Annotated in this window: 24 protein-coding genes; 21 read left to right on the top strand and 3 right to left on the bottom strand. The window is 68.4% G+C overall.

What is annotated here, in order from left to right:
* Positions 1 to 4 precede the first annotated feature (4 nt).
* On the top strand, positions 5 to 433 hold the full coding sequence (locus D7T59_RS05765; protein WP_032127425.1) for a BLUF domain-containing protein: 429 nt from the start codon (positions 5 to 7) through the stop codon (positions 431 to 433).
* Between the two features lie 3 nt (positions 434 to 436).
* Here D7T59_RS05765 and D7T59_RS05770 read toward each other — a convergent pair whose 3' ends face one another.
* The gene (locus tag D7T59_RS05770) at positions 437 to 757 is read right to left on the bottom strand and encodes an ArsR/SmtB family transcription factor (RefSeq protein ID WP_180851486.1); all 321 of its coding nucleotides are present in this window, start codon (positions 755 to 757) and stop codon (positions 437 to 439) included.
* 86 nt (positions 758 to 843) lie between these two features.
* Between D7T59_RS05770 and D7T59_RS05775 the strand changes: the two genes are divergently transcribed.
* From D7T59_RS05775 to D7T59_RS05785, 3 genes are all read left to right on the top strand, one after another.
* On the top strand, positions 844 to 1,281 hold the full coding sequence (locus tag D7T59_RS05775) for a YeeE/YedE family protein (protein ID WP_180851485.1): 438 nt from the start codon (positions 844 to 846) through the stop codon (positions 1,279 to 1,281).
* Entirely contained in the window at positions 1,278 to 1,691 is a 414-nt protein-coding gene (locus tag D7T59_RS05780) for a DUF6691 family protein (RefSeq protein ID WP_180851484.1), read from the top strand. The genes D7T59_RS05775 and D7T59_RS05780 overlap by 4 nt, the downstream gene beginning before the upstream one ends.
* Positions 1,692 to 1,758: 67 nt before the next feature.
* Positions 1,759 to 2,811: a linear amide C-N hydrolase gene (locus tag D7T59_RS05785; RefSeq protein WP_164136724.1), complete on the top strand. Its 1,053-nt coding sequence runs from the start codon at positions 1,759 to 1,761 to the stop codon at positions 2,809 to 2,811.
* Here D7T59_RS05785 and D7T59_RS05790 read toward each other — a convergent pair.
* A complete protein-coding gene (locus D7T59_RS05790; RefSeq protein WP_180851483.1) occupies positions 2,808 to 3,587 on the bottom strand; it encodes a DUF6491 family protein in 780 nt (259 codons plus the stop codon). The genes D7T59_RS05785 and D7T59_RS05790 overlap by 4 nt on opposite strands.
* Before the next feature lie 81 nt (positions 3,588 to 3,668).
* On the opposite strand from D7T59_RS05790, the gene D7T59_RS05795 reads away from it, so the two are divergent.
* The 6 genes from D7T59_RS05795 (at position 3,669) to thrC (ending at position 10,534) form a co-directional block, all read left to right on the top strand.
* Positions 3,669 to 4,364 (top strand): helix-turn-helix domain-containing protein, encoded by a 696-nt coding sequence (locus D7T59_RS05795; RefSeq protein WP_180851535.1) that lies wholly within the window; start codon positions 3,669 to 3,671, stop codon positions 4,362 to 4,364.
* A 130-nt stretch (positions 4,365 to 4,494) separates the two neighbouring features.
* Positions 4,495 to 5,445, top strand: a complete 951-nt coding sequence (locus tag D7T59_RS05800; protein WP_164136727.1) for a DMT family transporter — start codon at positions 4,495 to 4,497, stop codon at positions 5,443 to 5,445.
* A 138-nt stretch (positions 5,446 to 5,583) separates the two neighbouring features.
* Positions 5,584 to 5,718 (top strand): hypothetical protein, encoded by a 135-nt coding sequence (locus D7T59_RS21265; RefSeq protein WP_258012990.1) that lies wholly within the window; start codon positions 5,584 to 5,586, stop codon positions 5,716 to 5,718.
* Positions 5,719 to 5,802: 84 nt separating this feature from the next.
* The gene (gene thrA, locus D7T59_RS05805; protein ID WP_180851482.1) at positions 5,803 to 8,307 is read left to right on the top strand and encodes a bifunctional aspartate kinase/homoserine dehydrogenase I; all 2,505 of its coding nucleotides are present in this window, start codon (positions 5,803 to 5,805) and stop codon (positions 8,305 to 8,307) included.
* Positions 8,304 to 9,218, top strand: coding sequence for a homoserine kinase (locus tag D7T59_RS05810; RefSeq protein ID WP_180851481.1), 915 nt, complete (start codon positions 8,304 to 8,306; stop codon positions 9,216 to 9,218). Before thrA ends, D7T59_RS05810 begins: the two co-directional genes overlap by 4 nt.
* 29 nt (positions 9,219 to 9,247) lie before the next feature.
* Complete coding sequence (thrC, locus tag D7T59_RS05815; protein WP_180851480.1) at positions 9,248 to 10,534, top strand: threonine synthase; 1,287 nt, start codon at positions 9,248 to 9,250, stop codon at positions 10,532 to 10,534.
* A gap of 101 nt (positions 10,535 to 10,635) precedes the next feature.
* On the opposite strand, the gene D7T59_RS05820 is transcribed toward thrC, so the two are convergent.
* Positions 10,636 to 11,388: a Crp/Fnr family transcriptional regulator gene (locus D7T59_RS05820; RefSeq protein WP_032127414.1), complete on the bottom strand. Its 753-nt coding sequence runs from the start codon at positions 11,386 to 11,388 to the stop codon at positions 10,636 to 10,638.
* Positions 11,389 to 11,514: 126 nt separating this feature from the next.
* On the opposite strand from D7T59_RS05820, the gene hisS reads away from it, so the two are divergent.
* From hisS to hisIE, 11 genes are all read left to right on the top strand, one after another.
* Positions 11,515 to 12,912, top strand: coding sequence for a histidine--tRNA ligase (gene hisS / locus D7T59_RS05825; RefSeq protein WP_180851479.1), 1,398 nt, complete (start codon positions 11,515 to 11,517; stop codon positions 12,910 to 12,912).
* Positions 12,912 to 13,205 (top strand): hypothetical protein, encoded by a 294-nt coding sequence (locus D7T59_RS05830; RefSeq protein WP_219629907.1) that lies wholly within the window; start codon positions 12,912 to 12,914, stop codon positions 13,203 to 13,205. Before hisS ends, D7T59_RS05830 begins: the two co-directional genes overlap by 1 nt.
* Before the next feature lie 394 nt (positions 13,206 to 13,599).
* Entirely contained in the window at positions 13,600 to 13,908 is a 309-nt protein-coding gene (locus tag D7T59_RS05835) for a YerC/YecD family TrpR-related protein (protein ID WP_180851477.1), read from the top strand.
* 34 nt (positions 13,909 to 13,942) lie between these two features.
* On the top strand, positions 13,943 to 14,854 hold the full coding sequence (gene hisG, locus D7T59_RS05840; protein WP_164138555.1) for an ATP phosphoribosyltransferase: 912 nt from the start codon (positions 13,943 to 13,945) through the stop codon (positions 14,852 to 14,854).
* Complete coding sequence (gene hisD / locus D7T59_RS05845; RefSeq protein ID WP_180851476.1) at positions 14,851 to 16,146, top strand: histidinol dehydrogenase; 1,296 nt, start codon at positions 14,851 to 14,853, stop codon at positions 16,144 to 16,146. The genes hisG and hisD overlap by 4 nt, the downstream gene beginning before the upstream one ends.
* Entirely contained in the window at positions 16,143 to 17,237 is a 1,095-nt protein-coding gene (hisC, locus tag D7T59_RS05850; RefSeq protein WP_180851475.1) for a histidinol-phosphate transaminase, read from the top strand. Before hisD ends, hisC begins: the two co-directional genes overlap by 4 nt.
* Positions 17,234 to 18,307 carry a bifunctional histidinol-phosphatase/imidazoleglycerol-phosphate dehydratase HisB gene (gene hisB, locus D7T59_RS05855; protein WP_180851474.1) on the top strand — a complete coding sequence of 358 codons (1,074 nt, stop codon included), beginning with the start codon at positions 17,234 to 17,236 and terminating at the stop codon, positions 18,305 to 18,307. The genes hisC and hisB overlap by 4 nt, the downstream gene beginning before the upstream one ends.
* Entirely contained in the window at positions 18,304 to 18,906 is a 603-nt protein-coding gene (gene hisH / locus D7T59_RS05860) for an imidazole glycerol phosphate synthase subunit HisH (protein ID WP_006436751.1), read from the top strand. The genes hisB and hisH overlap by 4 nt, the downstream gene beginning before the upstream one ends.
* Complete coding sequence (gene hisA, locus D7T59_RS05865; RefSeq protein WP_180851473.1) at positions 18,903 to 19,637, top strand: 1-(5-phosphoribosyl)-5-[(5-phosphoribosylamino)methylideneamino]imidazole-4-carboxamide isomerase; 735 nt, start codon at positions 18,903 to 18,905, stop codon at positions 19,635 to 19,637. The genes hisH and hisA overlap by 4 nt, the downstream gene beginning before the upstream one ends.
* Positions 19,631 to 20,407: an imidazole glycerol phosphate synthase subunit HisF gene (gene hisF, locus D7T59_RS05870; RefSeq protein WP_106549688.1), complete on the top strand. Its 777-nt coding sequence runs from the start codon at positions 19,631 to 19,633 to the stop codon at positions 20,405 to 20,407. The genes hisA and hisF overlap by 7 nt, the downstream gene beginning before the upstream one ends.
* The gene (gene hisIE, locus D7T59_RS05875; protein WP_180851472.1) at positions 20,397 to 21,017 is read left to right on the top strand and encodes a bifunctional phosphoribosyl-AMP cyclohydrolase/phosphoribosyl-ATP diphosphatase HisIE; all 621 of its coding nucleotides are present in this window, start codon (positions 20,397 to 20,399) and stop codon (positions 21,015 to 21,017) included. The genes hisF and hisIE overlap by 11 nt, the downstream gene beginning before the upstream one ends.
* Positions 21,018 to 21,072 lie beyond the last annotated feature (55 nt).

The raw sequence follows: 21,072 nt of genomic DNA on the forward strand, positions 1-21,072 counted from the left end.
CACCATGCCACTGCGCGCCATCGCCTACGTCAGCCAGGCGTTGCCGGATCTTTCCGCTGAACGGTTGCAGGCGTTGGTCGACGATGCGGCCCGCTTCAACAAGATGGCGGGCGTGACCGGTGTGCTGCTGCATGACGGCGGGCGATTCCTGCAGTACATCGAGGGGCCGCCGGACGGTATCGATTCGGTGTACGAGCGCATCCTGCAGGCCGGCAGCCATGTCGACATCATCGAGCTGGCGCGCGGCCGCCTGGGTCAGCGTCAGTTTCCGTACTGGTCGATGCGCGCGTTGCCGGTGGATGCGGCGCTTCTGCGCCAGCTGTCGGCCAGCGACTGGTCGGGTTTCAGCCGGGCGCTGGAAGGTGATCGCTCGGCGCCGACCCCGGTGGATCTGCTCGACAACGTCGTACAGCCCGCCCTGCACGCCGGCTGAGCGTCAACGCGAAGTGCTGCCGCAGTAGGCGGCATGCAGCGCCTGCAGCACGCCCAGCGCCGGCCCTTCAACGACCCGGTAGTGGATCGCCTGTGCTTCGCGCCGGGTCGCCACGATATCGAGTCCGCGCAGTACCGCCAGATGTTGTGACAACGCCGATGCGCTCAGGCCGGTCAGTGCCTGCAGCTCCGGTACCGGTGCCTCACCTTCGACCAGGCGGCACAGCACCCGCAGCCGGGCCGGGTGGGCCAGGCTTTTGAGCAGCGTGGCGGCCTGCGAAGCGTGTTCGGCCATCGCGGCGCTGTCGAGCTGGGTCCGGGCCATGGTTGACCATTTTGTTTAGGATGATCTAATTTAGAATAATCTAAATAAACGGGCAATCCCATGTGCGGCAGCGAAGAGGGCGGGGCATGAACCTGCCATGGAGTGCGGTGGCCGGTGGTGCGTTGATCGGCGCTGCTGCGGTGCTGTTGCTCGCCACCCTCGGGCGCGTGGCTGGCATCAGCGGCATCGCCGCGGGCAGCCTGCACGCAGCCAAGGGCGAGCGTGGCTGGCGCTGGGCCTTCCTGGTCGGCCTGCTCGCATCGGCGGGGCTGGTGTTGTGGTGGCAATCGGTGCCCGGGGCAACGCCACGCGCGCTGCTGCGTGATGCGCTGCCGGCCTGGCAGTTGATGGGAGCCGGCCTGCTGGTCGGCTTCGGCACGCGCCTGGGCAATGGCTGTACCAGCGGTCACGGCGTCTGCGGCATGGCCCGCGGTTCGAAGCGATCGCTGGCGGCCGTGCTGGTGTTCATCGCCTGCGCGATGCTGACCACCTTCCTGGTCGGTCTTGGCGGAGGCCTGGCATGAGCCGCGGAGTCTGGGCCGCCGGCGCGGCGGGCGCATTGTCTGGCATGGGGTTGGCACTTTCGGGAATGACCGACGCGCGTCGCGTCCTCGGCTTCCTCGACATCACCGGCGACTTCGATCCCACGCTGGTGTGGGTGCTGGGCTCGGCGCTGCTGGTCAGTGCGGTCGGGCAGCGCTGGGTGTTGCGACGACAACATCCGCTGTACGCAGACCGCTTCCAGCTGCCTGCTACCCGGGGTGTCGATGCGCGTCTGCTGCTGGGTGCTGCGCTGTTCGGCATCGGCTGGGGCTGGGCGGGCTATTGCCCGGGCCCGGCCATCGCCGGGCTGGCGGTAGGATCGCGCGAAGCCCTGTGGTTCGTGCCGGCGATGCTTGCAGGATTCTGGCTGCACGACCGCCTCGTCCGTTGAGGCTTCACCCCTGTGTCACCCCGCTTGGGGTCCTATCCATGGACCACGGGGAAAGGAGTGTACTGATATGGCACGGATGAAGTGGATGGGAAGGGGAATGCTGGCGGTCGCGCTGGCCACGGCCGTGGCACCGGCGCTGGCCTGCACGCGCGCGGTGTACCTGGGCGACAACGGTGATGTGATCACCGCGCGTTCGATGGACTGGAAGGTCGATGTGGCGACCAACCTCTACGTGCTGCCGCGCGGCATCGCGCGCACCGGCCAGGCCGGGCCGAAGTCGCTGGCCTGGACGGCACGCTACGGTTCGGTGGTGGCCACCGGCTACGACGTATCGACCACCGATGGCATGAACGAAAAGGGCCTGGTGGCCAATCTGCTGTGGCTGGTCGAATCGGAGTATCCACAGCAGCGTGGCAACAAGCCAGGCCTGGCGATTTCGCTGTGGGCACAGTACGTGCTGGACAACTTCGCCACCGTGGAGGAGGCGGTCACCGCGTTGAAGCGCGAGCCGTTCTCGATCGTCACCGACAAGGTGCCCGGCGAGGATCGGCAGGCAACACTGCACCTGTCGCTGTCCGATGCGAGCGGTGACAGCGCCATCGTCGAGTACATCGGCGGTCGCCAGGTGATCCACCATGACCGGCGCTACCAGGTGATGACCAACTCGCCGATCTTCGAGCAGCAGCTGGCGCTCAACAGCTACTGGCAGCAGATCGGCGGCACGGTGATGCTGCCGGGCACCAACCGCTCCGCCGATCGTTTCGCGCGCGCCTCGTTCTACATCAACGCCATTCCCAAGGCCGAAGACCCGGTGGAGGCCCTGGCCAGTGTGTTCAGCGTGATCCGCAACACCTCGGTACCGTATGGCATCACCACGCCGGGCGAGCCGAACATTTCATCCACGCGCTGGCGCACCGTGGCTGACCACAAGCGGCGCCTGTACTTCTTCGAATCGGCGCTGACCCCGAACACCTTCTGGGTCGATCTGAACAAGGTCGATTTCGCCGGCAAGGTGCTCAAGCTCGACCTCGGCAAGGACCAGCGCAATACCTTCGCCGGTGATGCGCTGAGCCAGTTCGTGCCCAGCGCACCGTTCACCTTCCTCGGCGTCGACGGTTAGTTCGACGCCTGGCTGGAGGCCGGGTAGACCGCCTGGATCGTGCAGCTGCCGCGGGTGTACTGCGGCAGCGGCGCGATCCCGTCATGGCGCAGGTCGCCTGCTTCGAACCCGGCGGTCGTGATGCGGTCGCCGGGGTTGCCGCAGATCAGGCCATTCTGCAGGCCGGAGTGGAAGCTGAGCTGTGGTGCACGATCGAGCTGGCGACAATGGCTGCCGAGTTCCACGCGGTAGTAGCGATGCCCGCCATTGCGGCGAGGATTGGTCTCCACCAGCATGCCCTGCGGGTCGGACGACCAGGCGCGCACGTTGCGGGTCGCGAAGCAGTACGAGGGCGAGCCACCGAAGCTGCGGCGAACCTCCTTGCGTTCACGGATGGTCATGGCGGGCAGGGTAGCGGTGCGCAGGCGGTCGCTGTCGCGGGCCACGCTGGCATAGTCGCGGTTCTGTACCGGCGTGACCGCGCTGACGGCGCAGCTGCGGCCGTCAACCACGACGCGCTCGCTGGGTCGGCCGCAGGCCCAACCGGCGGGCGCTTCCAGCTTCAAGGTGGTGGCCGCGCGGACGCCGGGGCAATCCTCGCTGAAATCGATGCGATAAGCCTGGCCGGACGCAGCGCGCAGGGCGATCGAGCGCGGCGAGGCCTGCTCCACTTCCTGCACTCCGACAGCGTCCATGCAATGCGGTGCCGGTGGCGCACGTTCCTGTGCGGAGGCCGTCGCGGCGAAGGCCAGGCCGAGGCTGGCGGCGAGCACCAGGCGCACGTACTGATCGGTCATGACCTGCACTCCCTGCGTTGGATGACGGATCGACTATAGCAGCGGTTTGCATGGCACTTGTTACACGCGCACACTGCGCCGATGGGCGCCATCTTCCACCTGCGGCACTACGGCCAGGCCACCGGCCTGGACCGCCATGACTACGCGCAGTGGGTGCTGCCACTGCAGGGTGAACTGCAGTTCGAAATGGAAGGCCGCGGTGGTCGCCTGGACGTGCTGCAGGGGGCATTCGTTGCCGCCGGTGAGGCGCATGACCAGATGGCTGACGGTCCCAATGGTTTCGTGATCGTTGATTGTCCTCCGGGCGTGCTCGATGACGGCACGCAGGAGCATCTGTGCCGCCAACGCTGGCTTTACCTGCCATTGGCGCTGCGCCAGCGTCTTGCAGGCGTGCAGGCAGGACAACCGATGCCGGCGCTGTTGCCGCAATTGCTGCAGGTGTTTGCCCCCGCCGGCAGTGGCGCACGCATGCAGGGGCTGTGCGCCGCAGTGCAGGCGGATCCCGGCCAGGCGTGGCCGGTGGCACGCATGGCTGCGTTCGTGGGTGTCGGTGAGAGCCGCTTGCATGCGCTGTTCCAGCGTGAGTTCGGGCTCAGCCCGCAGGCATGGCTCAGTGCATGCCGGTTGCGCTGGGCCAAGCACCAGCTGCGCACAGGCGTTGCGCCGATCAGTGACATCGCGCTTGCGGCAGGCTATTCCGAGCAGAGCGCACTGACCCGCGCGCTGCGCCGCGAGTGTGGCCAGACCCCCGCAGCGTGGCGCCGGGGCGCAATCTGATCTGTAGAGCCGAGCCCGCGCTCGGCTTCCCGCACGCGCGGCCGGTCAGGGCAGTAGCCTGGGTCAAGAGCGCGCACCGGCCAGCGCTTACACTGCGCGGCCTGTTCTCTCTCCCCCCCGAAGAACCCGAATGCGCAACAACCCGATGGCACTGGGCATCGCCAATGGCGTTGCCGCCGGTGCGCTGTGGGGCGTGGTTTTCCTCGCGCCCGCTGTGCTGCAGTCGTTCAACGCCCTGCAACTGTCCGCCGGTCGCTACCTGGTCTATGGCCTGATTGCCGTAGCCCTGCTGCTGCCGCGCTGGAAGCGGCTGGCACCGCGGCTGGGCCGCGCCGAATGGATCGGCCTGCTGTGGCTGAGTCTGGCCGGCAACCTGGTGTATTTCCTGTTGCTGGCTACGGCGGTGCAGTGGGCAGGCGGCGCGGCGGCATCCCTGATTGTCGGCCTGATTCCGGTGGTGGTCACCCTGGTCGGCGTGCGCGAACAGGGCGCAGTGCCTTTGAGGCAGCTGCTGCCGGCACTGGGCCTGTGCGTGCTCGGCGTGGCCCTGGTTGGCTGGGAAGCACTGATGTCCGAGCACCTCGCAACGCCGTGGAGGCAGCGCCTGATCGGCCTGTTGTGCGCGTTTGGCGCACTGTTCTCGTGGGCGCTGTACTCGATCGGCAACAGCCGCTGGCTGGCGCGCCGGCCGGACCTGTCCAGCCACGACTGGTCACTGCTGACCGGCGTCACCACGGGCGGCCTGGCCCTGCTGCTGGTGCCGATGGCCTTCATTGGCCACACCGGCAGCCATACAGCGGCGCAGTGGAGCGGATTCTGGGCGATCAGTGCCGGCGTGGCGGTGGTTGCCTCGATTCTCGGCAACGCGTTCTGGAACCGGGCCAGCCGACTGCTGCCACTGACCCTGACCGGCCAGATGATCGTGTTCGAGACGCTGTTTGCGTTGCTGTATGCCTTCGCCTGGCAGCAGCGTTGGCCGACGCTGCTGGAGGCGCTGGCAATCGTGTTCCTGGTGGCGGGCGTGATGCTGTGCGCGCATGCACATCGCACGCCACGGGCAATCGCCGAACATGCCGGCTGAATGCGGTCCGCAAGCGTGCTGATGTCGACTTTGTCTCAGTTGCAACCAAATACCGGCACGTTGACCGATGATCGCTGCAGCGGGTTTTTGCATCGCAGCACTTGACAGCCGCCCGGCGCGCAGTGTTTTCTGTACGCCATGGTTCTTGATGCCGCCCACGCCAGCCTGATCGCCCCCGCCACCGCGGGCCGTTCGACTGCGCCGGTCGCCACCACCACCATTACCACCACCACCGTCACCACTCGCCTGGTGCGGCCCGTCGTCTTCGTGTAACTCCCGAAAACCACGGCCCCGCACCATCCAGGTGGCGGGGAGACTCGACACCTGCATGCGACGGGGCCTCCTGCCGAGGTCTGCATGTCTTCCCACGCCCCCGCCCAACCCGTTGCCCCGGCCGATCTGGCCGCGCCGTCCATCGTCGTGCACAAGTTCGGCGGCACGTCGGTGGCCGACGCCGAACGCTACCGTCATGTCGCCGGCCTGCTGCTGGCCCGCCCGGAATCGCTGCAGGTCACCGTCGTCTCTGCGATGAAGGGCGTCACCGACGCACTGATCGAGCTGGCACAGCTGGCGGCCAGGGGGGATGAGGGCTGGCGCGAGGCGTGGCACGCGTTGCGCGCCCGTCATCGCGGCGCCGCCGTGGCGCTGCTGGGCGAGCAGGTGGGCGAGACCGTGGACTGGATCGATGCCCGCTTCGATCAGCTCGCCGAAGTGCTGGCGGCGCTGGCGGTGATCGGCGAGTTGCCGCGCGAAGTACTCGACCGCGTGCAGGGCCTGGGCGAAGTATTCTCCGCGCAGCTGCTCGGCACGCACCTGCAGGCGCTGGGCGAAGACTGCGCGGTGCTCGATGCGCGCGATGTGCTGGTGGTCGGGCATGGCGAACTGGGTGTGGATGTCGACTGGGAGGCCAGCGCTGACCGCCTGGCCAAGTGGCGCCTGCGGCATCCGCAGATGCGCCTGGTCGCCACCGGTTTCGTTGCCCGTGACCGCCATGACCGCATCACCACCCTCGGCCGCAACGGCAGCGATTACTCCGGCGCAATCTTCGCCGCGCTGTTCAATGCCGATGAGCTGCACATCTGGACCGATGTCGACGGCGTGCTGTCGGCCGACCCGCGGCTGGTGCCCGAGGCGGTGCAGCTGGAATCGCTCAGTTATGACGAGGCCTGCGAACTGGCCTACTTCGGCGCCAAGGTGGTGCACCCGCAGACGATGTCGCCAGCGATCCGCCTGGGCCTGCCGATCTTCATCCGCAACACGTTCCAACCGGCGCATCCGGGTACGCGCATCAGTGCCGAGCGCTCGCCGCGTGGGCCGGTGAAGGGACTGACCCTGAGCCCCGGGCTGGCCCTGCTGAACCTGGAAGGCACCGGTCTGATCGGTGTGCCCGGTACGGCCGAGCGCGTATTCGCAGCGCTGCGCCAGGCGCAGGTGTCGGTGGTGATGATCTCGCAGGGGTCGTCGGAGCATTCGATCTGCTGCGTGGTGCGGGTCGCCGAGGCCGCGCGCGGTCGCGAGGCGCTGCTGCACGCGTTCGCGCATGAACTGTCGGTCGGGCAGGTGCAGAGCGTACAGGTCAGTGAGGGCGTCAGCGTCCTGGCGGCAGTCGGTGACGGCATGGCCGGGCAGCCGGGTGTGGCCGCACGCCTGTTCGAGGCACTGGGGCGTGCGCAGGTGAACATCCTGGCGATCGCGCAGGGCTCGTCGGAGCGCAATATTTCGGTGGCGGTGGACAGTGCCGATGCCACCCGCGCATTGCGTGCCGCACATGCCGGCTTCTGGCTGTCGCCGCAGACGTTTGCGGTGGGCGTGATCGGGCCGGGCAATGTCGGCGCGGCGCTGCTGGACCAGCTGCTGGCGGCGCGCCCGCAGCTGCTGGCCAAGGCCAATGTCGACCTGCGCCTGCGCGCGCTGGCCTCGCGCTCGCGCATGCGGCTGGAAGTGGACGGCCTGCATGCCGATTGGCGGGAGGCATTGCAGGAAGCGGGCGAGTCCAGCGACCTGGATCGCTTCACCGAACACCTGCTGGCCGCGCACCTTCCGCATGCGGTGGTGATCGACTGCAGTGGCAGCGCCGAGGTAGCCGAGCGCTATGAGCGCTGGCTGGCGGCCGGCATCCACGTGGTCACCCCGAACAAACAGGCCGGTGCCGGGCCGCTGCCGCGTTACCAGCGCATCCGTGCTGCCGCGGCCGCCAGTGGTGCGCGCTTTCGCTACGAGGCCACGGTGGGCGCGGGCCTGCCGGTGATCACCACGCTGCGCGATCTGGTGGATACGGGCGACGCGGTGCTGGCGATCGAAGGTATTTTCTCCGGCACGCTGGCCTGGCTGTTCAACCGCTTCGATGGCAGCCAGCCGTTTTCGCAGCTGGTCGCGCAGGCGCGGTCGATGGGCTACACCGAGCCGGACCCGCGCGATGACCTGTCCGGCGTGGACGTGGCACGCAAGCTGGTGATCCTGGCGCGCGAGGCCGGCCATGCCCTCAGTCTGGAGCAGGTGCAGGTGGAAAGCCTGGTGCCGGCACTGCTGCGTGAGGGCAGCGTGGATGACTTCATGGCGCGTCTGGGCGAGTCCGACGCCAGCCTGCTGCAGCGCCTGCACGATGCGCGGGCGCGGGGCGCGGTGCTGCGCTATGTGGCACAGCTGGGTGCCGACGGCGCCTCGGTCGGCCTGCAGGAACTGCCGGCCGATCACGCGTTCGCCAACCTGCGGTTGACCGACAACGTGGTGCAGTTCCGCACCCGTCGCTACTGCGACAACCCGCTGGTGGTGCAGGGGCCCGGTGCCGGCCCCGAAGTCACCGCCGCCGGTGTGTTCGCCGACCTGCTGCGGGTGGCTGCCGGTGAAGGAGCGCGCCTGTGATCGCACGTGCGTTTGCGCCTGCGTCGGTGGCCAACGTGGCGGTGGGCTTCGACATCCTCGGCCATGCCATTGCCGGTGTTGGCGATAGCGTGAGCGTGCGCCGCATCGAGGAACCGGTGGTGCGCATCGAGGCGATCCGTGGCAGTGCGGTCGAGCTGCCGCTGGATGCAGCCGGGAACACGGCGGGCGCTGCGCTGATGTCACTGCGCGAAGGCCTGGGCCTGGACTTCGGCTTTGCGGTCGAGATCGACAAAGGCATTCCATTCGGCTCCGGCATGGGGGGCTCTGCAGCGTCGTGCGTCGCGGCGCTGGTTGCTGCCAACGCGCTGCTGGATGCGCCACTGTCGCGCGAGGCGCTTTACCCGTTTGCGCTGGATGGCGAGGCGGTGGCCAGCGGTGGCCGCCACGGTGACAACGTGGGTCCGTTGCTGCTGGGCGGTCTCGCACTGTGCACGGCCGATCGCCTGCTGCCGATCCCGGTGCCGGCCAACTGGCACAGCCTGCTGGTGCATCCGCACGCGGTGCTGGAAACACGTCGCGCCCGCCAGGCACTGCAGGGCAGCTATGCACTGGGTGAATTCGTGGCGCAGAGCGCGAACCTGGCGCTGGTACTCAGTGGTTGCCATCGCAGCGATGCGGCGCTGGTTCGGGCCGGACTGCGCGATGTGCTGGTGGAACCACGACGGGCCGGCCTGATCGCGGGTTTCGTGGCAGCCCGCGATGCGGCGCTGTCGGCGAACGCGATGGGCGCAGGCATTTCCGGTGCCGGTCCCAGCGTGTTCGCTTGGTTTGAAGATGCCGACCAGGCCCACGCCGCCGTGGCGCCGGTGCGGGCGGCCTTTGCGGGTGCCGGCTTTGACAGCGATGCCTGGGTGTCGCCGCTGGACGCGCCGGGAGCCCGGCTGTGCTGAATCCTTCCCGTTTACTGGATACCCAACCCATGCAATTTGTTTCGACCCGCGACCAGTCGCCTGCCGTTGGCCTCAGTGCGGCCATCGCCGCAGGATTGGCTCCCGATGGCGGGCTGTATGTGCCCCAGCTGCTGCCGGCGCCGCGTGAGCTGCAGGCCGGTGCGACGCTGGCCGATACCGCCGCCGACCTGCTGGCGCCGTTCTTTGCCGGCGACGCGCTGGAAGGCGCGTTGCCGGCGATCTGCCGGGAGGCGTTCGATTTCCCCGTGCCGCTGCGCCCGCTCGGCGATGGCGACCATGTGTTGGAGCTGTTCCATGGGCCGACGGCTGCATTCAAGGATATCGGCGCGCGCTTCCTGGCCGGCACGCTGTCCCGGCTGCAGGCTGGCCTGGACCGCGATCTGACGATCGTCGTCGCCACCTCCGGTGATACCGGCGCAGCGGTGGCGGCGGCGTTCCATCGCCAGCCCGGCGTGCGGGTGGTGGTGCTGTATCCGGATGGCCGCGTGTCACCGCGCCAGGCGCACCAGCTCGGCTGCTTCGGCGACAACATCCAGGCGCTGCGCGTGGCCGGTGCATTCGACGACTGCCAGGCCATGGTCAAGCAGGCGCTGGCCGACCGCGAACTGCAGGCGCAGGTGCCGCTGAGCTCGGCCAACAGCATCAGCTTGGGCCGCCTGCTGCCGCAGATGAGCTACTACGCGCATGCGGCACTGACCCATCATGCTGAAACCCGTCGCCGGCTCAACCTGGTGGTGCCGACCGGCAACCTTGGCAACGCAATGGCTGCGGTGCTGGCACGTGCGCTGGGTGTGCCGATCGGGCAGATTGTGCTGGCGACCAATGCCAACGCCGTGTTGCCAGCCTACTTCAATGGCGGTGATTACCATCCGCAGGGCAGCGTGGCCACCGTGGCCAATGCGATGGACGTGGGCGCGCCGAGCAACTTCGAGCGTCTGCGCTGGCTCTACCACGGCGACGACGCGGAACTGCGTGCTGCGTTCCGTGCGTTCGCGGTGGATGACGTGACCATCCGCGCGACGATCGCGGCAGCGCATGCCAGCCGCGGCGAGCTGTTCTGCCCGCACACGGCGACGGCGGTTAAGGTGCTGCAGGACCTGCGTGCGCGCGGCGCCAAGGGTGACTGGGCGGTGGTGGCCACCGCACATCCGGCCAAGTTCGAGGCTGTGGTCGAGCCGTTGATTGGCGAAGCGGTGGCGGTGCCGCCGGCGCTGGATGCGCTGTTGCAGCGGCCTGCGCATGCCGAGCCATTGGCGGCCGACTACGCGGCGTTGCGCGACGTGCTGCAGCGCTGACCGGCGATGGGCGCGGTTGCCGGCCAGCGGCCGGCACTAYCAGGGAAATGCATTCGGGTAGTGCCGGCCGCTGGCCGGYAMCCCCATGAACCGCGATGCGGTCAGATCAACCCTTCACCGGCCAGCGTRCGCARCCCATCCTCGTCGAGGATCTCCACCACGTTCAGGTGGGGCAGGGCGATCAGCCCCTGCTGGCGCAGTTTGGTGAAGGTGCGGCTGACCGTTTCCATGGTCAGCCCCAGGTGATCGGCGATATCGCCTCGGCCCATCGGCAGCGAGACACGCAGGCCGTCGCCGCCCAGCTTGGCTTCGCGCGCGGCCAGGCGCAGCAGGAAATCGGCCAGCTTCTCGGCCGGCTGCAGGCGCGCCAGTGCCAGCGCGGCATCCTGTGCGGCATCCAGTTCCTGGCAGGCGCGCTGCAGCAGCTTGCGCTCCAGATGCGGGAACCGGCTGCGAAGCGCCTTCATCTGCGGTAGCGCGACGCGGCACACGCGGCTGTCGGCGATGGCCTCGATGTCGTAGCGGTGATGGTCGCTGCCGCTCAGGCCCAGATAGTCGCCGGGCAGTACGAAGCCATTGATCTGGCGGCGACCGTCGGCCAGGGTGCGCACCAGACGCAGGGCGCCGCCGGTCAATGTATAGACATGGTCGCGCTCTTCGCCGGTGCGGGCCAGGGTACTGCCCATGCTGACCTGCTGGGAAACGGTGACCTGTTCCAGTGCCTGCACTTCATCGGGCGACAGCGCCGAGCACACCGCAAGGTGGCGAACCGAGCAGTGCAGGCAGTCCAGCGTGGTGCAGGACGGCGAGGCGGGGTCGTTGGTGGCGGGCGGAGCGCCGGAAGGCCGTGACATGTTGCGGGGGCGTATCGCGGGCGGGGAGGGCCTTATGATACTTCAAGCGGCCGTTCGACCCTGCCCGAGGCGGGGGCGCTAGAATGTCGCCCCCTCCCACGTCCCGTTCCAGCAGGAGTTCCGCCCGTGATCAAGCCCCGTACCCCGCCCGGCACCCTTGAACTGCTGCCGCGCGAGCAGATTGCGTTCCAGCGCATGCTGGACGTGATCCGCCGCAACTACGAGCGCTTCGGGTTCCTGCCGGTGGAGACGCCGGTGTTCGAGCTGTCCGACGTGCTGCTGACCAAGTCCGGCGGCGAGACCGAGCGCCAGGTGTATTTCGTGCAGTCCACCGGTGCGCTGGCCAACGCCGCCGAATCGGGTGACCGTTCGCTGCCGGAGATGGCGCTGCGTTTCGACCTGACCGTGCCGCTGGCGCGCTACGTGGCCGAGCACGAACACGAACTGACCTTCCCGTTCCGTCGCTACCAGATGCAGCGCGTGTACCGCGGCGAGCGCGCCCAGCGCGGTCGTTTCCGCGAGTTCTACCAGTGCGACATCGACGTGATCGGCAAGGACAGCCTGAGCGTTCGCTATGACGCCGAAGTGCTGGCGGTCATCCACGCGGTGTTCTCGGAACTGCGCATCGGCGACTTCAGCATCCAGTTGAACAACCGCAAGCTGATGCGCGGCTTCTTCGAAAGCCTGGGCGTGGCCGAGGGCGAGCGCCAGCTGGCGGTGCTGCGCGAAGTGGACAAGCTGGACAAGCGTGGCGCCGATTACGTGCGCGAGACGCTGGTCGGCGAAGGTTTCAACATTCCGGCCGAACAGGTCGAGAAGATCCTGGCGTTCGTGGCCGTGCGTTCGCAGGGCCATGCCGATGCGCTGGCCCAGCTGGCCGCGCTGGAAACCGGCGCGGCTTCGTCGGAAACGCTGCGTACCGGCGTTGCCGAACTGCGCGAAGTGCTGCAGCTGGTGCAGGCGCTGGGCGTGCCGGAAAGCGCCTATTGCCTGAATTTCTCGATTGCGCGTGGCCTGGATTACTACACCGGTACCGTGTACGAGACCACGCTGACCGACCACCCGCAGATCGGTTCGATCTGCTCGGGTGGCCGTTACGAAGACCTGGCCAGCCACTACAGCAAGTCGAAGCTGCCGGGCGTGGGTATCTCCATCGGCCTGTCGCGCCTGTTCTGGCAGCTGCGCGAGGCAGGCCTGATCGACGGCATCGAAGCCAGCAGCGTGCAGGCGCTGGTGGCGCTGATGGACGAGCAGGGCATGCCGCAGTCGCTGGACATCGCGCGCCGCCTGCGCGCCGGTGGCATCAACACCGAAGTGCAGATGGAGCCGAAGAAGATCGGCAAGCAGTTCCAGTATGCCGCCAAGGCGGGTATCCGTTTCGTGGTGCTGGCCGGTGAGGATGAGCTGGTGCGCGGCGTGGTGGCGGTGAAGGACCTGCTGCGCGAACAGCAGTTCGAAGTCTCCCGCGACGAACTGGCCAGTACCCTGCTGGTGGAGCTGGAGCAGTCCAAGGCGATGGTGTGATGCGGGCCGCGGCAGGAGGGCTGATCGTCCTCCTGCTGGCAGGCTGCCAGAGCGACCCGGCGCTGCACAGCACGCGGATCGGTCTGGACCAGTACCGGCTGCAGGTTGATCGTTGCCATGTGATCGACAGAGCGCAGCTGGAGAGTGACCTGCAGGCTCTGGCTTCGCGGAAGTGCCGGGCAGGTGCGGGGGTGTTGGAAAACGTTCAGTCGCGGCCGAGCCGGCAGGGCAGCCTGTTTGGCGAATGCCTGCGGCGCGGCGCGCTGCAGGCCGAGGTGCGCTGTCTGCCCTGAGTCGGGCCAGGTTGTTGAGTTGAAAGCAGAACGCCCGCCCTTTGGTGGGCGTTTTGCGTTTGTGGACAACAGCAGTCGAGCATGGCTCGACTCTACAAAAGCCGTTCTCGATCACTTTCCCGGCGAGATCCAGCAGATCGCGGCCAACTGTCGAAGGCGGGGTGGGTCCGGTTGAGGGGGCGTGAGCGCCATGGATGGCGCGACCGAGCTTACATGGACGTACTTGCAGCGTCCCCCTCAACCGGACCCGCCCCGCCAACGCTCAGGAAACCAGCTTTTGCTCTGGGTGCWGGGCAGCAGCCCTGCCGCCCCCCTCAACCTTCGATTTGACGCACTGCGCAAGAATGCGCTAATGTACTAACGCGCTATTACATTGATGCATGGAAACGACGCCGTGAAAGCCCGCCCCGAGATTGCCGCCAAAGACCCGAAGGCCGACCTGGAAGCCCTGGCCCGCGCCTTTGCCGCCCTGCGCGAGCCGGACCAGGTGGAAGCGTTCCTGCGTGACCTGTGCACCCCGGCCGAGCTGGAAGCCATGGCCGACCGCTGGAAGGTGGTGCCGCTGCTGCAGCAGGGCGTGCCGTACCGCGAGATCCACGAGCGCACCGGGGTCAGCGTGACCACCACCGGACGGGTGGCGCGAACGCTCGAGCATGGCCATCAAGGCTATGCCGCCGCCATCGACCGCCTTGCTTCGCGCTGATCCACGCCCCGTTCCGAACTTCGAGACCTCCCCCATGAGTGCATCCCAGGCAGCGCCGGCACGCGACCGGTTGCGTATCGCCATCCAGAAGAGTGGCCGGCTGGCCGAGCCCGCCCGCAACCTGCTCAGCGCCTGTGGCCTGAGCTGGCGCGAAAGTCGTGACAAGCTGTTCTGCTACGGCGAATCGCTGCCGGTGGACCTGTTGCTGGTGCGCGACGACGACATTCCCGGCCTGATCGCCGACGGCGTCTGCGACCTGGGCATCGTCGGCCGCAACGAGTTGGATGAGCAGGCCGCGGCCCGCCGTCAGGTCGGCCTGCCCGATGCCTACCAGGCGCTGCGCGGGCTGGGCTTCGGCCAGTGCCGGCTGATGCTGGCGGTGCCCGAGGAATGGCAGTGGCAGGGCCCGGCGCAGCTGGCCGGCACCCGCATCGCCACCAGCTACCCGGCCATCCTCAAGCAGTGGTTGGCCGGGCAGGGCGTGGACGCACAGGTGGTCGAGCTGTCCGGTTCGGTGGAAATCGCCCCGCGCCTGGGCACCGCCGACCTGATCTGCGATCTGGTGTCCAGCGGCGCCACCCTGCGCGCCAATCAGCTGACCCCGGTGCACAACCTGCTCGACAGCGAGGCGGTGCTGGCTGGCGCGGTGCGGGTGCCGGATGACGCACGCGCGTCGCTGCGCGCGATGCTGCTGCGCCGCCTCGACGGCGTGGTGCAGCGCCAGGACCGCAAGCTGCTGATGTTCCGTGCCAGCGAAGATCGCGTCGACGCGCTGGCGCAGCTGCTGGCCGATGCCGAGCCGCTGGTGCGCTTGCCGGCCGATGGCGGCGCGCTGCGCCTGCAGACCATGTGTCCCGGCCCGCTGAGCTGGCAGCGCATGGAGGAGCTCGAGCGCGCGGGTGCGCAGGGCCTGATGGTGTTGAGCGTGGAGCGGTCGCTGGCATGAACCGTCTGATCTGGTCCCGACTTGATGAGGCTGCACGCAGCGCGGCATTGACCCGCCCGGTGCAGACCGTGGCGCAGCAGACCCGCGACGCGGTAGCGGCGCTGATCGCGCAGGTGCGCGCACAGGGCGACGATGCGCTGCGTGCGATTACCGCGCGCTTCGATGGTGTCGAGCTGGCCTCTTTTGAAGTTTCCGAAGCCGAATTCGCCGCTGCCGAAGCCGCTGTGCCCGCCGAACTGCGACAGGCGATGGTGGACGCCGCCGAACGCATCGCGCGCTTCCACGCCGCTGGCATGGGCAAAGGCTATGCAGTTGAAACCGCGCCGGGCGTGGTCTGCGAACGCATGCTGCGCCCGATCGGCCGCGTCGGCCTGTACGTGCCGGCAGGCAGTGCGCCGCTGCCGTCCACCGCGTTGATGCTGGGCGTGCCGGCACGGCTGGCCGGTTGCCCGCAGGTGGTGCTGTGCACGCCGCCGCGCGCCGACGGCACGGCCGATCCAGCGGTGCTGGTGGCCGCACGCCTGACCGACGTGCAGCGCGTGTTCAAGCTGGGCGGCGCGCAGGCCATCGCGGCCATGGCTTACGGCACGGCCAGCATTCCGGCATGCGACAAGCTGTTCGGGCCGGGCAACAGTTTCGTCACCGAAGCCAAGCAGCAGGTCGCACAGGATGGCGCCGCCGCCATCGATATGCCGGCCGGTCCCTCCGAAGTGCTGGTGATTGCCGATGCCGGCGCCAATCCGGCGTTCGTTGCCGCCGACCTGCTGTCGCAGGCCGAGCATGGTCCCGATTCGCAGGTACTGCTGCTGACCGACGACGCCGCGATGCTGGCGGCGGTCGAGGCAGAGGTGGAGCGCCAGGTGGCCCTGCTGCCGCGCCAGCAGATCGCACGCCAGGCACTGTCGGCGTCGCGCCTGATCGAGGTCGATTCGCTGGCTGAGGCCTTCGCGATCAGCAACCGCTATGCGCCCGAGCACCTGATCCTGGCACTGCGCCAGCCGCGCGACTGGCTGGACCAGGTGCAGGCGGCCGGCTCGGTATTCCTCGGCGACTACACCCCCGAGGCATTGGGGGATTATTGCAGCGGCACCAACCACGTACTGCCGACCGCAGGCGCTGCACGTGCCTACAGCGGCGTCAGCGTCGCCAGCTTCCAGAACCTGATCAGCGTGCAGAGTGCCAGCGCTGCAGGACTGGCGGCGATCGGTGGCTGCGCGCGCACCATTGCCAGCGCCGAAGGCCTGGACGCGCACGAACGCGCGGTGGCCCTGCGCATGGAGGCCGCCGCATGAGCGCCCCCATTGATGATGTGCTGGCACTGGTACGCCCGGATCTGCAGGCCTTCGCCGGCTACAGCTCGGCGCGCAGTGCGGCCGTGCAGGGTGAGGTCTGGTTGAACGCCAACGAGTCGGCCTGGGCCAATCCGGCCGATGCCGACGGCAGCAGCCGGCGCTATCCCGAACCGCAGCCGCTGGCGCTGCGCGAAGGCCTGGCCGCACTGTATGGCGTGCAGCCGCAGCAGCTGCTGGTCGGACGCGGCAGTGACGAGGCCATCGACCTGCTGGTGCGCACACTGTGCGTACCCGGTCGTGATGGCGTGCTGGTCACGCCGCCGGTGTTCGGCATGTACGCGGTCTGTGCCCGCCTGCAGGGTGCCGCAATGATTGAGGTGCCGCTGGTGGACAGCGAGGATGGCCTGCGCGCCGATCTGGATGCGGTCATCGAGGCCGCCATCGTGCGCAATGCCAAGCTGGTGTTCCTGTGTGCACCGTCGAACCCGGCCGGTAGTGATATCCGCCTGGACGAGGTCGAGCGCGTGGCCACGGCGTTGCGCGGGAAGGCGCTGGTGGTGGTGGACGAGGCCTATGTCGAGTACGCGCAGCGCCCGTCGGCGACCACGCTGCTGGCCGCGCACGCCAACCTCGCGGTACTGCGCACGCTGTCGAAGGCGCACGCTCTTGCCGCCGCGCGCATCGGCACCTTGGTCGCTGCACCGGAACTGATTGCCGTACTTCGCCGCTGCCAGGCGCCGTACCCGGTGCCGACGCCGTGCGCCGAGCTGGCCGTACAGGCGCTGCAACCGGCCGCACTGGGGCGCACCGCCGAACGCGTGGCCACGGTCATCGCCGAGCGCGAACGCCTGTTCGCGGCGCTGCGCGGCGTGCCCGGCGTGCGCCGCGTGTATGCCTCGTCCGGCAACTACCTGCTGGTACGTTTCGTCGATGCACAGGCCGCGTTCGATGCGCTGCTGGATGCCGGCGTGGTGGTGCGCGACCAGCGCGCTGCGCCGCAGCTGGGTGACGCCCTGCGCATCAGCATCGGCAGCCCCGAGGAGAACGACCGCGTGCTTGCGGCCCTGTCGGCGCGGAGGGCCGCAGCATGACCCCGATCCTGTTCATCGACCGCGACGGCACCCTCATCGAGGAGCCGTCCGATTTCCAGATCGATGCCTACGAGAAGCTGCGCTTCGTGCCGCAGGTGATCCCGGCGCTGCTGAAGCTGCGTGATGCCGGCTACCAGTTCGTGATCGTCACCAACCAGGATGGCCTCGGCAGCGACAGCTACCCGCGCGCCAGCTTCGATGGCCCGAACGACCTGATGCTGCAGATCTTCGAAAGCCAGGGCATCCGCTTCCGTGACGTCCTCATCGACTGCAGTTGGCCGCAGGACAATGCATCCACGCGCAAGCCGGGCATCGGGCTGATGACGGCCTACCTGCAGGACCGCAGCATCGACTGGGCGCGCTCCGGCATGGTCGGTGACCGCATCACCGACCTGCAGTTCGCCGACAACCTCAACATCCGTGGTTTCCAGCTGCATACAGAGCAGTTCGGCGGCGAGTGGGACTGGCCGGGCATCGCCCACGCGTTGGCCGACGCGCCGCGTACTGCGGTGGTCCAGCGCAATACCAGGGAAACGAAGATCCGCGTCGAACTGGACCTGGACCGGGCCGGTGATGCACGCATCGACACCGGGCTGCCGTTCTTCGACCACATGCTGGAACAGATCGGCAAGCATGGCGGTTTCGCGCTGGACATCCGGGCCGAGGGCGACCTGCACATCGACGAGCACCACACCATCGAAGACACCGGCCTCGCACTGGGCCAGGCGCTGCGCGAAGCGCTGGGCGACAAGCGCGGCATCGGCCGCTACGGCTTCACGCTGCCGATGGACGAGACCCTGGCCAGCGCTGCGCTGGATTTCAGCGGCCGCCCCTACTTCGTGTTCGACGGCCAGTTCAAGCGCGAACGGGTGGGCGACATGCCAACCGAACTGGTGCCGCACTTCTTCCGTTCGCTGTGCGATGCCAGCGGGTTGAACCTCAACCTGCAGGTACGCGGTGACAACGACCACCACAAGGTGGAGGCCTGTTTCAAGGCGCTGGCGCGGGCGTTGCGGCCGGCGCTGGCCCGGCAGGGCACCGCGTTGCCCAGTACCAAGGGGGCGCTGTGAGTGACGTTGCGCTGATCGACGCGGGCGGCGCCAATCTTGGTTCGGTGCGCTATGCGCTCGAACGCCTCGGCGCCAGCGTTCGGCTGGTGCGCGATGCCGATGGGCTGGTCGGCGCGCAGCGGGTGATCCTGCCCGGCGTCGGTGCGGCGGGTCCCGGCATGCAGCGCCTGCATGCGCAGGGCCTGGTCGAGCCGTTGCAGCGGCTGGAGGTGCCATTGATGGGCATCTGCCTGGGCATGCAGCTGTTGTTCGAGCGCTCCGAGGAGGCCGGCGTCGAGACACTGGGACTGATTCCGGGCGTGGTGCGCAAGCTGGTGCCGGCCTGTGGCATCCGGGTGCCGCACATGGGTTGGAACCGCCTGCTGCCGCTACGGGAGTCGCTGCTGTTGCAGGGTGTACCGGAGCGCGCCAGCGCCTATTTCGTGCACAGCTATGCGGCGCCGCTCAACACCCACACCGTTGCTGCCTGCGATCACGGCGGCCTGTTCACGGCCGTGGTGGAGCAGGGCCGCTACTACGGCGCGCAGTTCCATCCCGAGCGTTCCGGCGAAACCGGTTCGCTGATGCTGCGCAATTTCCTCGAGGGCACTGCTGCATGAGTTTCATCGTTTACCCCGCGCTGGATATCCGTGATGGCCGCGTGGTGCGGCTGCGCCAGGGCGACTACGCGCAGGAAACCTCGTATGGCGACGATCCGCTGCCGCGCGCACAGGCCTTCGCCATGCAGGGTGCGCAGTGGATGCACCTGGTCGACCTGGATGCGGCGCGTGCCGGCGGCTATACGCTGGCGCCGCTGCTGGCCGGGATCCGCGCGCGGACGCCATTGCGGGTGCAGACCGGCGGTGGCGTGCGCGGTCGCGATGACGTGGCGCGCATCCTGGATGCCGGCGCCCACCGCGTGGTGGTCGGTTCACTGGCCGTGCGCCGCCCTGATGAGGTAGTGGGCTGGCTGGAGGAGTTCGGTGCCGAGCGCATCACCATTGCGCTTGATGCCCGCCAGGATGCGCAGGGCCAGTGGCAGCTGCCGGTGCACGGCTGGACCGAGAATGCCGGCGTGACCCTGGATGACCTGGCCCAGCGCTATGCGCGTGCCGGCATGCGCCACCTGCTGTGCACCGACATCGCCCGCGACGGCATGCTGGCCGGGCCCAACATCGGCCTCTACCAGCACCTGTCGGCGCTGCTGCCGGGCGTGGCGGTGCAGGCCTCCGGCGGCATCCGTGACGTGGCCGACGTTGCCGAAGCGCGAGGTGCAGGCTGCGGCGGCGCGATCCTCGGCAAGGCGCTGCTGGAGCAGCGCATGGACCTGGCGGAGGCACTGGCATGTTGAGCCGGCGCATCATTCCCTGCCTGGACGTGCGCGATGGCCGCGTGGTCAAGGGCGTGCGCTTCCGCGACCACGTCGACATGGGCGACATTGCCGAGCTGGCGCAGCGCTACCGGGACCAGGGCGCTGACGAGCTGGTGTTCTATGACATCGGCGCCAGCCCCGAGGCGCGTTCAGTGGACGTGGCCTGGATCGAGCGCATCGCACGGCTGATCGACATCCCGTTCTGCGTGGCCGGTGGCATCGACAGCGTGGAAACCGCGCGTCGCGTGCTGTTCGCCGGTGCCGACAAGGTGTCGATCAACTCGCCGGCGCTGGGCCGCCCGGAACTGATCACCGAGCTGGCCGACGAGTTCGGCGTGCAGTGCGTGGTGGTCGGCGTCGATTCGGTGCGCGAGGCCGATGGACAATGGCGGGTCCGCCGTTTCAGCGGCGATCCGGACAAGACCCAGGCGGTCCCCTTGCGCACCCTGGACTGGATCGTCGAAGCGCAGCGCCGTGGCGCCGGTGAGATCGTGCTGAACTGCATGGACAGCGACGGTGTGCGCCGTGGCTACGATGTCGTGCAGCTGCAGCAGGCGCGGGCACTCTGCCAGGTGCCGCTGATCGCCTCCGGTGGCGCCGGTGCGATGGAACACTTCGCCGAGGCCTTCGACCAGGCCGATGTGGATGGCGCGCTGGCCGCCAGCGTGTTCCACAGCGGCGCCATCGCCATTCCGGAATTGAAGCGCTACCTGCGCGAGCAGCAGATCGAGGTGCGGGATGTCTATTGAAGTGAGGCCGTCACTGGACGCGCTGCAGGCGCTGGACTGGGGCAAGGGCGACGGCCTGCTGCCGGCCGTGGTGCAGGATGCCGATACCCTGCAGGTGCTGATGCTGGGCTATGTCAGCGCTGAATCGCTGGCGGCCACCCTGGCGATCGGCCACATGACCTTCTTCAGCCGCAGCAAGCAGCGGTTGTGGACCAAGGGCGAGCAGTCCGGCAACGTGCTGGTGGTGCAGTCGATCAGCGTGGACTGCGATGCCGATACGCTGCTGGTGATGGCGCGCCCGGCCGGGCCGACCTGTCACACCGGTGCGGAGAGCTGCTTCGATGGTGCGCCGAAGGACTTCCTGGGCGGGCTGGGCCAGCTGGTGGCGATGCGCGAGGTGCAGCGGCCGCCGGGCAGCTACACCACCAGCCTGTTCGAGGGCGGCATCCGCCGCATCGCGCAGAAGGTGGGCGAGGAGGGCGTGGAGACCGCGCTGGCAGCGGTGGCGCAGGACGACGACGCGCTGCTGGGCGAGGCCTCGGACCTGCTGTACCACCTGCTGGTGCTGCTGCGCGCGCGTGGTTTGTCGCTGGAAGATGCGCGGGCGGTGCTGGAAAAACGCCATCGTTGAGGAACGGTAGTGCCGGCCGCTGGCCGGCAACCTCATGATCGTCGGGCATCGGCTG

The organism is Stenotrophomonas maltophilia (assembly GCF_013464915.1).
GTDB classification, from domain to species: domain Bacteria; phylum Pseudomonadota; class Gammaproteobacteria; order Xanthomonadales; family Xanthomonadaceae; genus Stenotrophomonas; species Stenotrophomonas maltophilia_AT.

Excerpts from the sequence above, each read along its gene's own strand:
- D7T59_RS05765 (WP_032127425.1), top strand. The coding sequence starts at position 5 with ATGCCACTGCGCGCCATCGCCTACGTCAGCCAGGCGTTGCCGGATCTT.
- D7T59_RS05770 (WP_180851486.1), bottom strand. The coding sequence starts at position 757 with ATGGCCCGGACCCAGCTCGACAGCGCCGCGATGGCCGAACACGCTTCG.
- D7T59_RS05775 (WP_180851485.1), top strand. The coding sequence starts at position 844 with ATGAACCTGCCATGGAGTGCGGTGGCCGGTGGTGCGTTGATCGGCGCT.
- D7T59_RS05780 (WP_180851484.1), top strand. The coding sequence starts at position 1,278 with ATGAGCCGCGGAGTCTGGGCCGCCGGCGCGGCGGGCGCATTGTCTGGC.
- D7T59_RS05785 (WP_164136724.1), top strand. The coding sequence starts at position 1,759 with ATGGCACGGATGAAGTGGATGGGAAGGGGAATGCTGGCGGTCGCGCTG.
- D7T59_RS05790 (WP_180851483.1), bottom strand. The coding sequence starts at position 3,587 with ATGACCGATCAGTACGTGCGCCTGGTGCTCGCCGCCAGCCTCGGCCTG.
- D7T59_RS05795 (WP_180851535.1), top strand. The coding sequence starts at position 3,669 with ATGGGCGCCATCTTCCACCTGCGGCACTACGGCCAGGCCACCGGCCTG.
- D7T59_RS05800 (WP_164136727.1), top strand. The coding sequence starts at position 4,495 with ATGCGCAACAACCCGATGGCACTGGGCATCGCCAATGGCGTTGCCGCC.
- D7T59_RS21265 (WP_258012990.1), top strand. The coding sequence starts at position 5,584 with ATGGTTCTTGATGCCGCCCACGCCAGCCTGATCGCCCCCGCCACCGCG.
- thrA (WP_180851482.1), top strand. The coding sequence starts at position 5,803 with ATGTCTTCCCACGCCCCCGCCCAACCCGTTGCCCCGGCCGATCTGGCC.
- thrC (WP_180851480.1), top strand. The coding sequence starts at position 9,248 with ATGCAATTTGTTTCGACCCGCGACCAGTCGCCTGCCGTTGGCCTCAGT.
- D7T59_RS05830 (WP_219629907.1), top strand. The coding sequence starts at position 12,912 with ATGCGGGCCGCGGCAGGAGGGCTGATCGTCCTCCTGCTGGCAGGCTGC.
- hisG (WP_164138555.1), top strand. The coding sequence starts at position 13,943 with ATGAGTGCATCCCAGGCAGCGCCGGCACGCGACCGGTTGCGTATCGCC.
- hisD (WP_180851476.1), top strand. The coding sequence starts at position 14,851 with ATGAACCGTCTGATCTGGTCCCGACTTGATGAGGCTGCACGCAGCGCG.
- hisC (WP_180851475.1), top strand. The coding sequence starts at position 16,143 with ATGAGCGCCCCCATTGATGATGTGCTGGCACTGGTACGCCCGGATCTG.
- hisB (WP_180851474.1), top strand. The coding sequence starts at position 17,234 with ATGACCCCGATCCTGTTCATCGACCGCGACGGCACCCTCATCGAGGAG.
- hisA (WP_180851473.1), top strand. The coding sequence starts at position 18,903 with ATGAGTTTCATCGTTTACCCCGCGCTGGATATCCGTGATGGCCGCGTG.
- hisF (WP_106549688.1), top strand. The coding sequence starts at position 19,631 with ATGTTGAGCCGGCGCATCATTCCCTGCCTGGACGTGCGCGATGGCCGC.
- hisIE (WP_180851472.1), top strand. The coding sequence starts at position 20,397 with ATGTCTATTGAAGTGAGGCCGTCACTGGACGCGCTGCAGGCGCTGGAC.